General features: G+C 61.7%; 11 protein-coding genes, 2 pseudogenes and 1 other annotated feature (1 of these 14 cut by a window edge). Of the genes and pseudogenes, 1 reads left to right on the forward strand and 12 read right to left on the reverse strand.

Annotated elements, in window-relative coordinates:
• Nucleotides 1–231, reverse strand: a binding site (T-box leader) (it extends 16 nt beyond the left edge of the window).
• Between the two features lie 124 nt (nt 232–355).
• A complete protein-coding gene (locus OMP40_RS33785) occupies nt 356–1,966 on the reverse strand; it encodes a LysM peptidoglycan-binding domain-containing protein (RefSeq protein WP_277537843.1) in 1,611 nt (536 codons plus the stop codon).
• Nucleotides 1,967–2,101: 135 nt separating this feature from the next.
• The gene (gene hemL, locus OMP40_RS33790; RefSeq protein WP_277537845.1) at nt 2,102–3,403 is read right to left on the reverse strand and encodes a glutamate-1-semialdehyde 2,1-aminomutase; all 1,302 of its coding nucleotides are present in this window, start codon (nt 3,401–3,403) and stop codon (nt 2,102–2,104) included.
• Nucleotides 3,404–3,484: 81 nt separating this feature from the next.
• Between hemL and OMP40_RS33795 the strand changes: the two genes are divergently transcribed.
• Nucleotides 3,485–4,147: a Crp/Fnr family transcriptional regulator gene (locus OMP40_RS33795; RefSeq protein ID WP_277537847.1), complete on the forward strand. Its 663-nt coding sequence runs from the start codon at nt 3,485–3,487 to the stop codon at nt 4,145–4,147.
• Between the two features lie 88 nt (nt 4,148–4,235).
• Here the strand turns inward: OMP40_RS33795 and hemB are convergent, their stop codons facing one another.
• The 10 genes and pseudogenes from hemB to lon all read right to left on the reverse strand — a co-directional run bounded on the left by hemB (nt 4,236) and on the right by lon (nt 15,669).
• Nucleotides 4,236–5,225: a porphobilinogen synthase gene (hemB, locus tag OMP40_RS33800; RefSeq protein WP_277537850.1), complete on the reverse strand. Its 990-nt coding sequence runs from the start codon at nt 5,223–5,225 to the stop codon at nt 4,236–4,238.
• A 19-nt stretch (nt 5,226–5,244) separates the two neighbouring features.
• Nucleotides 5,245–6,798 (reverse strand): uroporphyrinogen-III C-methyltransferase, encoded by a 1,554-nt coding sequence (gene cobA, locus OMP40_RS33805; protein ID WP_277537852.1) that lies wholly within the window; start codon nt 6,796–6,798, stop codon nt 5,245–5,247.
• A 2-nt stretch (nt 6,799–6,800) separates the two neighbouring features.
• Nucleotides 6,801–7,739, reverse strand: coding sequence for a hydroxymethylbilane synthase (gene hemC, locus OMP40_RS33810; RefSeq protein WP_277537853.1), 939 nt, complete (start codon nt 7,737–7,739; stop codon nt 6,801–6,803).
• Nucleotides 7,740–7,779: 40 nt separating this feature from the next.
• A complete protein-coding gene (locus tag OMP40_RS33815) occupies nt 7,780–8,556 on the reverse strand; it encodes a precorrin-2 dehydrogenase/sirohydrochlorin ferrochelatase family protein (protein WP_277537856.1) in 777 nt (258 codons plus the stop codon).
• A gap of 14 nt (nt 8,557–8,570) precedes the next feature.
• Nucleotides 8,571–9,191 carry a cytochrome c biogenesis protein CcsA gene (gene ccsA, locus OMP40_RS33820; RefSeq protein ID WP_277537858.1) on the reverse strand — a complete coding sequence of 207 codons (621 nt, stop codon included), beginning with the start codon at nt 9,189–9,191 and terminating at the stop codon, nt 8,571–8,573.
• A gap of 251 nt (nt 9,192–9,442) precedes the next feature.
• On the reverse strand, nt 9,443–10,849 hold the full coding sequence (hemA, locus tag OMP40_RS33825; protein WP_277537860.1) for a glutamyl-tRNA reductase: 1,407 nt from the start codon (nt 10,847–10,849) through the stop codon (nt 9,443–9,445).
• Between the two features lie 296 nt (nt 10,850–11,145).
• Nucleotides 11,146–11,545: pseudogene (speD, locus tag OMP40_RS33830) on the reverse strand (adenosylmethionine decarboxylase).
• A 288-nt stretch (nt 11,546–11,833) separates the two neighbouring features.
• A complete protein-coding gene (locus OMP40_RS33835) occupies nt 11,834–12,073 on the reverse strand; it encodes a hypothetical protein (protein ID WP_277537862.1) in 240 nt (79 codons plus the stop codon).
• A 506-nt stretch (nt 12,074–12,579) separates the two neighbouring features.
• Nucleotides 12,580–13,224, reverse strand: a complete 645-nt coding sequence (gene yihA, locus OMP40_RS33840) for a ribosome biogenesis GTP-binding protein YihA/YsxC (RefSeq protein WP_277537865.1) — start codon at nt 13,222–13,224, stop codon at nt 12,580–12,582.
• A pseudogene (gene lon, locus OMP40_RS33845) lies at nt 13,221–15,669 on the reverse strand (endopeptidase La). The gene yihA and the pseudogene lon overlap by 4 nt, the downstream one beginning before the upstream one ends.
• Nucleotides 15,670–15,773: the final 104 nt, after the last annotated feature.

Consider the following 15,773-nt stretch of genomic DNA (forward strand, 5'->3'; position numbering starts at 1 on the left):
TGAACTTCCGTGGTACCACCTTCATTCCGCATCTCCCAATCGGACGAAATGCGGCTCTCGAACGCAGGATAACGGCTGCGGCCGTCCCGTTCTACGGCGTGCTCGGTTCGAACGGGAAACTCCAGGGCGACTTCGGCAGCTTACTTCCTGCGGAACCTCGCAGCGCTGCGAGGCAGCGGTTCCGCTCTCTGAAGGGTACGACTGCTTACTGGTCCCTATCCATGTCTTATTTCCCTATCATACCCGTACGGTTACATGCAGTCAACCTGCCCGCGGCAACGGCCTATGCGCGCCGGCCCAAAACGCCAAGACGCCCCGCGGCAGACGACTGCCGCGGGGCGAACCGATTGAACGCTTAAGGAATATACAGCACCTGGCCTTCCGCCAGATGCGGGTCCGGAAGCCGATTGTACAGCTGCAGCTCGCGGGACTGCAGCTGATACTTGCCCGCGATGCCGTCCAGCGTGTCCTCCCGCTGCACGATCACCATCTTTACTTTGCGAAAAGATTGGCCGGCTTCCTTGGCAAGAAACAGGCGCGTCCATTCGATCTCGTCGCCCGAAGCGCGGCTATTCTGCGTATTTTCGGGAGGCGCGGCCAGCCTCGCTTCTTCGGCAGCCTTCAGATCGGCCTCGCGAATCGCGCCTTTGTCTCCGAGCTGCGACAATATGCCGACGCCGAATACGGATTCGGAACCGCCCGATCCTTTGCTGGACAAGCCCAGCTTCGGTCCTGCCGGCTCCGGCTGGCGCTGCCCCTTCCGGGCAGCTTCGCCGGTCTCGGCGGACTCCGTCTGATCCTGATCCTGCAGGTCGTTTTCGAGACCCGGCCATGCGGAAGCCGCTGGAATTTGAGCCTCGTACACCTGCGGATAGCTTGGAGGCTCCGACTGCGGAGAAACGGTCTCGACAGGCGCGGCCTCTGCCGGTGCGACGAACTCGGCCGGCTCCTCCTCAAGACGCTGGTAGGCGAGCAGCCGCTCCCAGGCTTCAGCCTCCTCCTGCCGGTCCCGCTCCGCCTCCAGCTGCCTCTCGCGCTCCGCCCGCGCGATCGCATCCAGCGCCTCCCGCTCTGCCTTTTCGCGTTCCGCGAGCTCGAAGGCTCGCGCTTCCTCGGCGGCGCGGGCCGCCCGGTCCGCCTCCGCCCTCGCCGCTTCGGCGAGCTGCCGCTCCAGCGCCTCGGCGGCGACCTGGGCGAGCTCCTGCTCCCGCAGCAGCGCTTCTTCCCGCGCCCTTGCTTCGGCTTCGGCGCGGGCGCGCTGCTGCTCGTACCAGACCGGCGAAACGGCCGTCTCCTGGGCGGCGTTCGGATCCGTCCAGGCGGGCGGCAAATAAACCGGTCCGGGCTGCGAATAAACGGGCGCTTGCGGCTGGCCGCCCGCGGCGAACGAGTCGTTCGCCCGTCCAGCTTCGCTTGTTCCGGCGAAGCCGCCGTTCGTTCCGATCGCCGCTGCAGGTTCGAACGCGGATTCGCCAAGCGGAGGCAGCGATAAGGCCTGATTGGCCTCGTCTCGCCTTTCCGCTTCGATAGCGGATACCCGCTCCGGCGCTTCGTGCGCGACCGTGAAGCCGTCCTCGTGCCACACCGGCGCCTCGCGCGCCTCCGTCTGCACGCCGCGCAAGCCCAGCACGCCGGTCACGTTCAGCGAACGCTCGGTTAGCAGATCGACGTCGAAATGGTCGATCTCCACATCCAGTTCCTCCAATTGACGCACGCGGCTCTGCGGCAAGGAGATCTCGACCGGAATGCGATGCTCCAGCGATCCCGCCGAATCCACTTCCCCGATCGGCCGGTACGTGCCGCTCAGCAGCAAATACCCGCGCAGCAGCACGCTATCTTCCTGCTCGAGCGCCTCGATGTGCGGCGACAGCTCGATCTCTTCGAGCGTGTCGATGGGCAAGGCGTCGCTTGCCAGCTGTACCCGTTCGTAAATATCGAATCTCAACCCGTTCGACGATTCCGTCACGACAGGTCTCCCCCCTCTCGGCATAGAGTCCCTGCATCCCCGGCTGCCGGATACGCCCGGAGGCAGGCTTCACTCCTTATCTATCTATATGCCTTAAAAAAGGTGGGCATGCCTACGGACTTGCGCGCGCCCCGCTTAGAACTTGCCGAGGGCCGCGCGATGCGACGCGATCGTCTCGTCGATATCGTCCTCGCTGTGGGCGATGGACAGGAACCAACCCTCGAACTGGGAAGGCGGAAGGTTGACGCCTTGATCGAGCATTCGGCCGAACAGCGTGCGGAATCGCTCCGTGTTGGACTGCTTCGCCGTCTCGAAGTTGATGACCTGCTTGTCGGTCAGGAACGGGCAGACCATCGAGCCGACGCGATTGATCGTCATCGCGATGCCGTACTCGCGCGCGTTGGCGTCAAGTCCAGCCTGAAGCCGCATGGCAAGCTGTTCCAATCGCAGGTAGGCGGACGTATCGAGCAGCTTGAGCGTGGCGAGCCCCGCGGCCATCGCCAGCGGATTGCCCGATAGCGTCCCGGCTTGATAGATCGGGCCTACCGGCGCCATGCGCTCCATCAGCTCGCGCCGGCCGCCGTAAGCGCCGACCGGCAGGCCGCCGCCGATGACCTTGCCGAGGCAGGTCAGGTCGGGCGTAATGCCGTACAATCCCTGCGCGCAGTTCAAGTGGACGCGGAAACCCGTCATAACTTCGTCGAAAATGAGCAGGCTGTCGTATTGCTGCGTCACATCCCTCAACCCCTGCAAAAAACCGGGGAGCGGAGGAACGACGCCCATGTTGCCGGCGACAGGCTCCACGATGACCGCCGCGATCTCCTCGCCGTAACGCTCGAAAGCGAGCTTGACCGACGCGAGATCGTTGTAGGGCACCGTGATCGTGTGGGACGCGATGCTCTCCGGCACGCCCGGACTGTCGGGCAAGCCGAGCGTCGCGACGCCGGAGCCCGCTTTAATTAGCAGACTGTCCGCGTGGCCGTGATACGAGCCTTCGAACTTTAAAATCCGGCTGCGGCCCGTGTAGCCGCGCGCGAGCCGAATGGCGCTCATCGTCGCCTCGGTGCCGGAATTGACCATGCGGACGACTTCGATCGACGGTACGCGCGCGCATACCAGCTCCGCCATCTCCGTCTCCAGTTCTGTCGGAGCGCCGAAGCTCGTGCCTTTTTCCGCGGTCCGCCGGATCGCTTCCACCACTTCCGGATGGGCGTGACCCGCGATCAAGGGGCCCCACGATAAAACGTAATCGATATAGGATTGACCGTCGATGTCGGTAATCCGGCTCCCTTGGCCGCGTTCGATGACGACCGGCGTCAAGCCGACCGACTTGAACGCGCGAACCGGGCTGTTGACGCCGCCGGGAATCGACCTTTTGGCCCGTTCGAATGCGGCTTTGGACTTCGCGTCCGAGCGTTTTTGGCGCGTTTCGCTCATTTTCGTCCACCTCTGCTATCTGGAATGGAAAAGTCTATGGTAAACTGAATCATCAAATTGCGCGGCATGGGAGGCTCCGTGATGATTCAATGGCTTAAAAAGGTACCTTTATTCGACAAATTAAGCGAATCGCAGCTTGAACCGATTTCCCGCATCGCAAGACGTCGCAGCTTGTCTGCCGGCAGCATCCTGTTCCAGGAAAAAGATCCGGGCAACGTGTTCTACGTCGTGCTCGGCGGGTCCATCAAGCTCTTCACGCGCAGCGCCGGAGGCGACGAGAAGGTGCTGTCCGTCGTCGGAGCAGGCGACAGCTTCGGCGAGCTGGCCCTCCTCGACGGGCTGCCGCGCTCCGCGTCCGCCCGGGCGCTCGAGACGTCGCTCCTGCTGGAGATCGCGAGCGACGACTTCATGCGCCTGCTGGAGTCGCACTTCGATATTACGAAGGGCATACTCGCCGAACTGAGCCGGCGGCTGAGACAGACGAACGAGCATGTGAGCGACCTGACCTTCCTGGACGATCGAACGCGCGTGCTGAAAAACCTGATCAATCTGGCCAACCAGCACGGCAAGCGCGACGGCGTCTTCATCAACATCCACCTGGCGCTTAATTATGACGAGCTCTCGCAAATGGCCGGCGTGTCCAAGCAGATCCTGTCCGAGGTGCTTCGGGAACTCGAGGCCAAAGGCGTGCTCACGTTCGGCATCAACCGGTACACGCTTAACTTGACGAAGCTGCGCGGTTGAAGCAATTTTTTTTCGTTGTACAAGATAGCGGCACTATTTAAACACTCTTTGCCGCTAAGCTTGCCAATGCATGCCCTCTATTTACGCCTTACTGCCCGTTCATCCAACGCACGGCGTCCTTCGCATGGTACGTAATGATCAGGTCCGCGCCTGCGCGCTTCATGCCGGTCAGCGTCTCCAGTACGATCGCCCGCTCGTCGATCCAGCCTTGCATCGCCGCCGCCTTCACCATCGCGTATTCGGCGCTTACGTTGTACACGACGAGCGGCAGATCGTAGCGCTCCTTCAGCAGCCGAACGATGTCCAGGTAGGCGAGGCCCGGCTTGACCATCAGCATGTCCGCGCCCTCGCCCACGTCCGTTTCCGCCTCTCTCAGCGCCTCTCGCGCGTTCGCCGCGTCCATCTGGTACGTCTTGCGGTCGCCGAACTTCGGCGCCGACTGGGCGGCCTCGCGGAACGGGCCGTAATAGGCCGAGGAATATTTAACCGCATAGGACATGATCGGAATGTCTTCGAATCCCGCCTCGTCGAGCCCTTGCCGGATCGCGCCTACGAATCCGTCCATCATGTTGGACGGCGCGATGATGTCAGCGCCCGCGCGCGCCTGGGAGACGGCCGTGCGCACCAGCAGCGCCAGCGATTCGTCGTTGTCCACGACCGCGCCGCAGTCCCCCTCGTGCACGACGCCGCAATGTCCGTGATCCGTGAATTCGCACAGGCACGTATCCGCGATGACGACCAGGTCGGGCGCCAGCTTTTTTATCTTGCGGGTCGCCTGCTGCACGATGCCGTCTTCCGCGTACGCGCCCGTGCCGACGCTGTCCTTGGAGGCGGGGATGCCGAACAGCAGCACGGCCTGGATGCCCAGGGAGACGATCTCCGCGATCTCCTCGTCCAGCCGATCGAGCGACAGGTTATAAACGCCCGGCATCGAGGAGATCTCGGTCTTGACGTCGTCGCCGTGGGCGACGAAGATCGGCATGATCAGGTCGTGCACGTGCAGACGCGTCTCCCGGACCAGATTGCGGATGCCCGCCGTCCGCCGAAGGCGGCGATGACGCACGATTGATGTATGCATTTTGAATCAGAACCTTTCTTTACGAAATTTCGTTTCCGTTGCTACGATGCGCCAGCATCGCCGCCAGCAAGCCTTCGATCGTCGACTGTTCGGCCGTCAACGTCACGCGAAGACCGTGCTCCTCCGCCGTTCGCGCGGTGATCGGTCCGATGCATGCGATCGCGCAGCCCTCCAGCAGGTCGGCCGGACGCTCGGCACCGAGCCGCCGCAACGCTTCGAACAGGTTCACGACCGTAGAGGAGCTCGTAAAAGTCACCGCATGTATCTCGCCGCCCTGCAGCATCTCGACGATTCTATCATCCTCTTGAACGACCAGCCTGTTCTCGTACACATCGAGCTCCACCGCCTCGATGCCCGCCTTGGCGAGTTCGGCCGGGAGGAGGCCTCGGGCCAGATCGCCTCTGGGCAGCAATGCCCGCTGTCCCGGCGCCAGCATGTCCGCCAAGCTGTCCAGCAAGCCTTCGGCCTGGAATTGGGCAGGAACGACGTCGGCGAAGACGCCGCGCGCCGCCAGCGCCTCGGCCGTCTTCGGACCGACCGCGGCAAAGCGCGCCCCGGCAAAACGGCGAATGTCGACGCGCGTCTCGGCCAGCCAGGAGAAAAAAAACTCGACGCCTGCCGGGCTCGTCAAAACGATCCAATCGAAGCGCTCGGCCCCGCGCAATGTCGCCGCGATTCGCTCGATTTCGACCGGATTCGTCTGCTTGACCGTTTCGATCACCGGAAAGACGTACGGCTCGCCGCCGAGGTCGTCGATCCGGTCCGCAAGCTCGCTCGCCTGCGAGCGGGCACGCGTGACGAGGACGCGCCAGCCGAACAACGGCTTGGCCTCGATCCACTTCAACGTCTCGCGCTGCCGCACGACGTCGCCGACGACGATGACCGCCGGCGGCTGAAAGTCGGCCTCCCGCACTTTTTGCTCGATGTCGCCCAGCGTGCCGGTCAGCGTCTCCTGCTCCGCGCGCGTGCCCCATCGGACAAGCGCCACGGGCGTCTGCGCCGACCGTCCGAACTTCATCAACTGCTCGCTAATATAACCGATCTTCGATACGCCCATCAGAAAAAGCAGGGTGCCGGTCGCATTCGTCACTTTGTCCCACTGGATCGTGCGGTCGAGCTTGTCCGGGCTCTCGTGACCGGTCACGATCGAAAAGGACGAAGCGAGATCGCGATGCGTCACAGGGATGCCCGCATAGGCCGGCACCGCGATCGCGGACGTAATCCCGGGGACGATCTCGTAGGGCACGCCGTGCTGCCGCAGCAGCTCCGCCTCTTCGCCTACGCGCCCGAACACCGTCGGATCGCCACCCTTGAGCCTGCAGACGACCTTGCCGGACAGCGCCAAGTCGAGCAGCAGGCGGTTGATCTCTTCCTGCTTCATCGTATGGCGATCCGGCCGCTTGCCGACGTAGATGCGTTCCGTCCCGGGAAGCGTCTCCTGGAGCAACTGGGGCCCGGCCAAACGATCGTAAACGACGACGTCGCAGCGCTGGAGCGCGCGCAGACCGCGCACCGTGATGAGCTTCGGGTCTCCCGGTCCCGCGCCTACCAAATATACTTTGCCCTGGGCCACCGTTATTCCCTCGCTTCCGCGAGCAGGGCGTCCGCACCCTTGCCCAGCAGTTCCTCCGCCACGCGGCGGCCGACCTCGGCCGGATCGCTGCCGGAAGCCGACGCTTTAAGCACGCTGCTGCCGTCGGCAGCAGCGACCATTCCCGTCATGGAGACGACGGCGTCGGGCGCCGCCGACGCGGCGGTCGCGTAGGCGCCGATCGGCACCTGGCAGCCGCCGTTGAGCAATCCCAAAAACGTACGCTCGGCCGCTACCGCGCGCGCGGCGGCCGTATCGTTCAGCCTCGCCAGCAGGTCGAGAACTTCTTGGTCGGACGCCCGGCATTCGACGGCAAGCGCCCCTTGCCCGACGGCGGGCAGGCAGTCCTCCGGATCGATAAACGCCGTGATGCGGTCGTTCCACCCCATCCGCTTCAAGCCGGCGGCGGCCAGTACGATCGCGTCGAGCCCCTCGGATTCCAGCTTGCGAAGCCGGGTGTCGATATTGCCGCGAAGCGATTCGATCCGAAAATCGGGGCGGCGCGACTGGAGCTGCGCGGCGCGGCGCAGGCTGCTCGTGCCGATCCGCGCGCCCGGCGGAAGATCGGACAGCGTGCTCGAAGTCAAGTTCACGAGCGCGTCGCGCGGATCCTCGCGGGGCGGCACGCATCCGATCGCGAGGCCGCTTGGCAGCTCGAACGGCATATCCTTCATGCTGTGGATCGCGATATCGATCTCGCCGCCGAGCAGCGCTTCTTCGATTTCTTTGACGAACAGGCCTTTGCCACCGACCTTGGATAAGGTCACGTCCAATATTCGATCTCCCCGCGTGACGATCGGCACGACTTCGAAGTCCAGCGGAAGCTTCGCCTCATCGGCCAATCTCTTCAGCGTATCGAGCGTCTGCCCGCTCTGCGTCATCGCCAGCGCGCTTTGCCTAGTTCCAACCTTGATCCTGCGCATTCGCAGCAACACTCCCCGGTATTTCGTTTCGAATCAGACATCAACCACAATTTACTATATTGCCTATTGTCTCATATTCCGGCGCCAGGCCCAAACGGCGCGTCCCGGGCCGGCTATCGCGCAAAAGCGCTAAGGGACATCGTTCGCTTTCGCATCGTCGTTCGTATCGTCGGCATTCGCCCAATTTCGCAGCAGCGCGACCAGCGTCTCCCCCTTCCGGCAGCTCCGGCATGGAAAGCCAAGCCTCGACGGCGCGATCCGACACGGCCGCGTGCATCAATCTGCGGCGTTCGGGCGCCTCGGCGACCTCTGCAAGCACGCGCCGCCGCACGACGCCCAACCTTCTCGTCAGTTCGGCGTATTCAGGGCCGTACCGCGCTCTCAGCTCGCTCGCGATACGCGCGGACCAGGCCGGGCCGGCGCCGGAGGTGCCGACGGTCAACAACAAACCGCCTCTGCGGATCACGGCGGGCACGATAAAGCTCCCCCGCGCGCCGTCCGAGGCGGAGTTCGCGGGGATGCCGCGCCGTTTCGCCTCGTCGCAGATCCAGCCGTTCAAGTCGTCGCTGTCCGTCGCCGCCACGACGAGCGCGGCGCCGGCGAGATCGTCCGGCGAGAACGGCTTCGGCAAGTGACGGATCGCCCCGGCTTCCTTCCACTCTCGCAGCCGGCCCGAGACGATCTCGGGGCAGACGAGGAGCACGTCCGCGCCCGCCTCCAGCAAACCGCGCGTCCTGCGCTCGCCGACGGCGCCGCCGCCTACGACGACGCATCTGCTCCGCTCTACGGATATCATGATCGGGTAATAACGCTGCATGCCGTATTCTCCTTTTATAGCCAACGATGAAAGGATGATAGCGAATTCGCGAAAAAATCCAGCACGAGCAAAACATAGCCGACTAAATTCCATATGGCGCAGCGACCCGCGTCGTCTCTGCCGATCCACCTGCGCAGCAGGTAGAAAATATAAACGGCGCCCGCGACGAACGATAATAGCACTTTCTCGTCCAGCAGCTTGGCATAGTGACCGTCGACGAGCAAGGCGGCCGTTCCGGTGGAGAGCGCCAGCAGCAGCAGCGGCACGCCGAACATGCCGGACCGGAACGCATATTTGTCGATCGCCTCCAGGCTCGGCAAGCGATTCATCACGCTGCCCCACTTCTTCTTTTTCAAGCGGTAATTCAAAAATAGGTACAAAGCGCCGCAGACGGCGGATACGGTAAGGAGCGCGAACGCGATGGTAATCAGGCTCACATGGAGAACGAGCAGCCGTCTCGCCACCTCCGACGGGGCCAGGGCGATCTCCTGCCCGGAGCGTTCCATCAGATTCAGGCCCAGCACGGCGAAGCCGACGACGTTCACGAGAAGCACGAGCAGCTCCGCGCGTACGATCCGGTTGACCGCGAACGACGCGGACACGAGCAGCCACGAGACAAAAAAAGACGTAATCATGGAGCGTTACCTCCGGGACCGCGAAGCGGCGCACGAGCAGATCGACAAGAAAGCCCGTCTGCAGCACCCAGACAAAAACAAGCAGCCCTGTGCCGATCCGTCTCCCGTTGCGGTTGCCGTAGGCGGCATCCGATACGAAAAACAGCAGACTCAGGGCGTAAATATACATAATGGCGTCCGTCAGCCAATTGTTCGTTAACATGCTGCACCGCCTCCGGCTTCTCTCGAATCCGGCAAGGCCGGCGATCCGGTCAGCGAAGCGCGCCGGCCAGCTGAGCCAAAAACGACTGGGGCTCCGCGGGGGCGGCTTGCTTGTCGGGCGCCGCAGCGGCAGCCAGGCCGGCTGCGCGCGCCTTCTCCGCTTCCTTCGCCTCGTTCTTGAGGCGAGCGACTTCCTCCTCGAGCGCGAAGAGCTGCACGAAAAGGTCCAGCGAAGCTTCGCTGCGCTTCTCCGCGGCCAGCTCCTTGACCCGCAGGATCGGATCGTGAATCATCTGGGTCAGCATGCTCTTGGTCAGCTTGCGGATCACTTTGACCTGCCGCTCGTCCAGTTCGGGCAGCTTGCGAAGCAGGCTGTCCAGCGTCTCCTCGTGAATTCCCGCCGCTTTCTCTTGAAGGCCCCGGATGAGCGGGCTGACTCCTAGGGTCGCATACCACTGACGGTAGGACTCCATCTCGGCGTCGATCATGACGTCGATGACGGCCGTCTCTTGCCTTCGCTTCTCCAGGTTGCTCTCGACGATGCCTTCGAGATCGTCGATATCGTAAAGATAGACTCCGGGCAGCTCTCCGCAGGCGGGATCGATGTCTCTCGGCACGGCGATGTCGATCAGGAAAAGCGGTCTTTTCTTGCGGCTCTTCATCGCCTGCGCGACGACGTCCCGTTCAAGCACGAACCGCTGCGCCCCGGTGCTGCTGATGACGATGTCGGCTTCGCCGATCCGTCGCAGCGCCTCGTCCATCGGCATCGCCTTGCCGCCCATCTTGTCCGCGAGCTCTTCGGCGCGCGACAGCGTACGGTTGACGACGAAAACTTCCTTCGCGCCGCCGGCCGTCAGATGCTGCGCCGTAAGCTCGCTCATTTTGCCCGCGCCTAAAATCATGACCTTCTTGTCGTCGAACCGTCCGAAAATCCGCTTGCCGAGCTCCACCGCCGCATAGCTGACGGATACGGCGCTCTCTCCGATCGACGTCTCGGTATGCGCGCGCTTGGCGACCGTGATCGCCTGCTGGAAGAGGCGGTTAAACAGCGTGCCCGTCGCTTTGCGTTCGCGCGCAAGGAAAAAGGCGTCCCGGACCTGTCCGAGGATCTGCGTCTCGCCGATGACCATCGAGTCGAGACCGCAGGCGACCCGGAACAAATGACGATTGGCCAGATCGTCCTCGTACATGTACAGATGACGGTTGAACATCTCTCGGGGCAGGTTGAACCACTGCTCCATAAAGGCGCGGATAAAATGACCGCACAGCGTATGGCGGTCGACGACCGCATAGAGCTCGGTACGGTTGCATGTGGCGACGATGACGCATTCCAAAATGCCCGTCGTCGCCTTCAGCGCGTCCAGCGCCAACGGCAGCTCCTCGTCCGGAATCGCGAAGCGTTCCCGGACTTCCACCGGTGCCGTTTTGTAGTTCAAACCGACGACTATGAGATGCACGGGACTTCACCTGCCTTTTCCTGAGGTCTGGATGCCGTTCTTGCGGGGCAAGCGCGCCCGGCTTGCCCGCCGACTAGCATTCATTATAACATAGCCGGGCGTGCCGGCCCTGAAGATTTGATGAATATTTTGCGACATCCGGTCGACCACGCTACTTTCTATTGTCGTCGCCGGAAAGTCATTCTATTCCTAACTATTCCTAACGGTCATATTCGCCGCGAATCGCATTTAAAAAGCCATGGGGACGCGGCCCCATGGCTAACATGCATCATCATCGTCTTTAGGCGCTTCTACGCTTAGACCAGCTCGGCAAGTTTGATGGCAGGCTCTTCGACCTGCATCTCGCCGACGCCGCGAATGAGCTTCTTCGCGTAGGTATTCTTCGGCTTGAGTACATTGACCATGTAGTCGATCGCGAGCTGCGGATCGACCGTCTCGCCGCAAGTGTAGCAGTCGATCGCGGCAAACCCCCCGCTCAGGATACGTGTGAATGGAGAGATGGCTCTCCGACAGCATAACGAGAACCGTCGCGCCCTGCGGCTCGAATTGTTTGGCTTGAACCGAGAGAACGGTTGCTCCGCAAGCTTCGGCTGCCTCCACCATGTGCGATTGGAGAAGTTCAGCGCTGTTCAGAAGATCGAAATCGACCCCCCAGGTATCAACCGCAACGTGCCGTCCGAAAGTAGAGTATTCCACTGTTCGGTTCCCCCCTTCCTAGGAATAAAATGTGAAGCTGATTTCATCCGCTAGGACCTACGTCATTCACTTCTCGAGGGAATCTGCAGAACAATCGCATTCCATTCCTGAGTGAATCCTGGTTCCTATTGTTTTGTCAACGAAACTAAAAATAACATCTATCGGGGTGAATTGCAACTCTTTTTTTAAGCAAAATATCCCGCTTCGATAACGGCGCCGGCCCTGGGACCAAATAAAAAACCCGCCTCCGGGGGAGGGCAGGTTCATCAAGCGATTCGTATAGGCAAATTATGCTTCAAGCGCGAACAGCAATCGGCTGTGATGCTTAAGCCGCTCGTCGATCTCCGCGATGCGGACAGCGTCCGTAACCGTATTGCGCAGATCGAGCAACTCGTTGACGGCGCCGCGAACGATCGCGATCTCTTCCTCGACCGCGCAAAGCTTGTAGCGGGACTCCATCGCCGACAATGCGTTCTCGTGCTCGAAAACGGTGCGGATGGCGTCGCCCTTGCATTCGACGATACGCACGACTTTGCCGCCTAAGTAATGATAAACCATCGTAAAACCGGGATAAATACGGTTGACGACGGCATCCCCCCTTGAACGAGGACACCATCTTGCGCAGCGCGTCGGTAAGACCGGGCTGGACGACTCTGCAGGATAAGGAACAACGGTAACGGCCGCCGCGACGCTCGAACGTCAAGCGGATCGACTCGCCGCCAGCTTCGTCTTCTAGAACCATTTCTTGGTTGCCGTTCTCCAGCACGAAAATCTGCTGACGCAGCTGCTGCGTCCCGCACAGGGAAGTTAAGCTGCGCATCTCGGCTTCTGTCAATGTCAGACTGGCGTTAACATACTCTGTGGCTACCCGCTTAGCCATAAAAATCTCCTCAATTCCATTTTGTTCACGAAGGTGAGATTCCTTGCCTTTTTTAATTATACGACATCCGGCTCGAACTTATCTTCCGAAGAAAACCCGATTTAGCCGAAAAAAAGCCGTAAAAATCGATTCCTCCCGGCATTGAACCGCACAATTAACCGTTATCCTCGGTTTCCTGCCGTTCATGCTGCGATTCAGGAGGGGAAGCAGCGGGAATATCAGCGGCGTGGGCGATAATGCGCCATAAATCATCTCTACCCTCTCCGGTCTCCGATGAAAACAAAACGAGCGGCGCGCCCTTCGGCATGCCCAGCGTATCCCGCATGATCCGCCCGTGCTTCGCGACCTGATTGCGCGATAGCTTGTCGGCTTTGGTGCCGACGACGCAAAGCGGAATGCCGTAGTGGGACAGCCACTCGTACATGGATATATCGAGCGCGGTCGGCGGATGCCGCAGATCGATCAACTGGATCACGAGCTTAAGCTCTTCGCGTTCCCGCAAATAGTTCTCGATCATCCGGCCCCAGGCTTCTCGCTCCGACTTGGATACCTTGGCGTAGCCGTAGCCCGGTACGTCCACGAAGTACATCTCTTCGTTAATCTTGTAATAATTCAGCTGCTGCGTCTTGCCTGGCTGCGAGCTCGTGCGGGCCAGATTGCGCCGGAGCAGCAAGCGGTTGATCAGCGAAGACTTGCCGACGTTGGAACGGCCTGCCAGAGCGATCTCCGGCAAGCCGTCAACGGGATATTGCTTGGGTCCTACTGCGCTGATAATGAATTCGCTGGACTTGATCTTCATAAGAAGCGGTACACTCCCGTCAATGCGTCCCCATCGGGGGGAAGCTCTTCCCTGTCGCCCTCGGGCGGCAATGTTACTTCGGAGGCAAGCGGCCCTTCGCCGCTGGGCGAGTCGCTCAGCTTGGTCGCCATCGCGTGTTCGAGCACTTCGTCCATGTGCGCCACCGGGATAAAGGTCATCTCGCCGCGCACGCTGTCCGGAATGTCCCGAAGATCCCGCTCGTTGTCCTTGGGCAGCAACACCGTCTTGATGCCGGCACGGTGGGCGGCGAGCGACTTTTCCTTCAGGCCGCCGATCGGCAGCACGCGCCCGCGGAGCGTGATCTCGCCCGTCATGGCGACCTCGCGGTTGACCGGCCGGTTCGTGAGCGCCGAGATCAAAGCCGTGGCGATCGTAATGCCCGCCGACGGACCGTCCTTCGGAATCGCGCCTTCGGGAATATGAATGTGGATATCGTTTTTCTCGTGGAACTGCGGATCGATGCCAAGCGCGATCGACCGGCTGCGCGTGTAGCTGAACGCGGCCTGCGCGGACTCCTTCATGACGTCGCCGAGCTTGCCGGTAAGCGTCAGCTTGCCCGAGCCCGGCATCACCGTCACCTCGATGACGAGCGTGTCTCCGCCCACTTCCGTCCAGGCGAGACCCGTGACGGCGCCGATCTGGTCCTCCAGCTCCGCCATGCCGTACCGGAACTTGGCCGGGCCGAGGAACTCCTTAAGCTTGGCGGCGTCGACGACGACGGACTTGGTCTCCGAATGGCCGACGATGATCTTGGCCGCCTTGCGGCAGATCGCGGCAAGCTGCTGCTCCAGGTTGCGCACGCCCGATTCGCGCGTGTAGCCCCGTACGAGCTGCATCAGCACTTCCTCGTCGATCTCCAGCTGCCCCTCTTCGAGGCCGTGATCGCGCTTCTGCTTCGGCAGCAGGTGATGCTTCGCGATCTCGAGCTTCTCCAGCTCGGTATAGCCCGGAATGTACAGAACTTCCATCCGGTCCAGCAGCGGGCGCGGGATCTGATGCGCGACGTTGGCCGTCGTCACGAACATGACGTTGGACAAGTCGAACGGCGTCTCGATATAGTGGTCGCTGAACGTGGCGTTCTGCTCCGGATCGAGCACCTCGAGCATCGCGGACGACGGATCGCCGCGGAAGTCGCTCGCCATCTTGTCGATCTCGTCGAGCAGGAAGACCGGATTCATGGTGCCTGCCGTGCGCATGCCCTGGATGATTCGGCCCGGCATCGCGCCGACGTAGGTGCGCCGGTGTCCGCGGATCTCCGCTTCGTCGCGGACGCCGCCGAGCGAGATGCGCACGAACTCGCGGCCGAGCGAAGCTGCGATCGAGCGGCCGAGCGACGTCTTGCCGACGCCGGGCGGTCCGACGAGACAGAGAATCGGCCCCTTCAGCTTTTTCACGAGCTGCTGAACGGCCAGGTATTCCAGCACGCGCTCCTTCGGCTTCTCGAGGCCGGAATGCGCTTCGTCCAGAATCTGCTCGGCCTTCGCGAGATCCAGATGGTCCTCCGTGAAGTTGTTCCACGGGAGGGCGAGCAGCCATTCGATATAATTGCGGATGACGGCGCCCTCCGCGGACGATGCCGGCATCTTTTCGAGACGGTCGATTTCCTTTTCCACCTTGGCGGCGATCTTCTCGGGGGAGCTTCTTCTCCTCCAGCTGATTGCGCAGCTCTTCGACCTCGCCGGCCCGGCCTTCCTTCTCGCCGAGCTCTTTCTGGATCGCCTTCATCTGCTCGCGAAGATAGTATTCCTTCTGCGTCTTCTCCATCTGCTTCTTGACGCGCTGGCTGATCTTGCGTTCGAGCTCCAGCACCTCGCGCTCGTTGTTCAGGAAGTCGAGGAGCTTCTCCAGCCGGCTGCGCACTTCGACCGTCTCTAGAATCTCCTGCTTGTCCTTGATCTTGAGCGACAGGTGGCTGGTGATGACGTCGGCCAGGCGTCCCGGCTCGTCGATGTCGGATACGGCGGCGAGCGTCTCCGGCGTGACCTTCTTGGAGAGATTGATATAGTGCTCGAACTGGCTTAATACCGCGCGCATGAGCGCATCCAGTTCGGAATCGTTCGAATCCGGCTCCGGGAGTTCCCGGGCGACGACTTCATAGAAGCCGTCATTGGGCAAATACTGTTCGATCTCCGCGCGGACGACGCCTTCGACCAGCACGCGAATCGTGCCGTTCGGCAGCTTCAGCATCTGCCGGACCTTGGCGATCGTGCCGACGCGGTAAATGTCCTCCTGCGTCGGTTCTTCGATATTGATCTCCGACTGGGAGCACAACAGAATCATGTGGTCGTCGATCATGCATTGCTCGAGCGCCTTGATCGACTTCTCGCGGCCTACGTCCAGATGCAGCACCATGCTGGGGTAGACGAGCAGCCCGCGTAGAGGGAGCAAAGGCAGTGAACGGCTCTTCGTCTTGTTCGAAGCCATAAGGACGGCACCTCCTCAAGCCTGGCCGCAATGCGGCGTGGCCCGGTATGGTTAGGGTCGCCATCAGCCGGCGGCTAACCCTTCAGTCATTGTATCAAAAGAAA

It is taken from the genome of Cohnella rhizosphaerae (assembly GCF_029525575.1).
Classification (GTDB): Bacteria; Bacillota; Bacilli; order Paenibacillales; family Paenibacillaceae; genus Cohnella; species Cohnella rhizosphaerae.

Bases quoted from the DNA above. Each gene is read 5' to 3' on its own strand.
- hemL (WP_277537845.1), bottom strand. From the start codon at position 3,403: ATGAGCGAAACGCGCCAAAAACGCTCGGACGCGAAGTCCAAAGCCGCA.
- OMP40_RS33795 (WP_277537847.1), top strand. From the start codon at position 3,485: ATGATTCAATGGCTTAAAAAGGTACCTTTATTCGACAAATTAAGCGAA.
- hemB (WP_277537850.1), bottom strand. From the start codon at position 5,225: ATGCATACATCAATCGTGCGTCATCGCCGCCTTCGGCGGACGGCGGGC.
- hemC (WP_277537853.1), bottom strand. From the start codon at position 7,739: ATGCGCAGGATCAAGGTTGGAACTAGGCAAAGCGCGCTGGCGATGACG.
- OMP40_RS33815 (WP_277537856.1), bottom strand. From the start codon at position 8,556: ATGCAGCGTTATTACCCGATCATGATATCCGTAGAGCGGAGCAGATGC.
- ccsA (WP_277537858.1), bottom strand. From the start codon at position 9,191: ATGATTACGTCTTTTTTTGTCTCGTGGCTGCTCGTGTCCGCGTCGTTC.
- yihA (WP_277537865.1), bottom strand. From the start codon at position 13,224: ATGAAGATCAAGTCCAGCGAATTCATTATCAGCGCAGTAGGACCCAAG.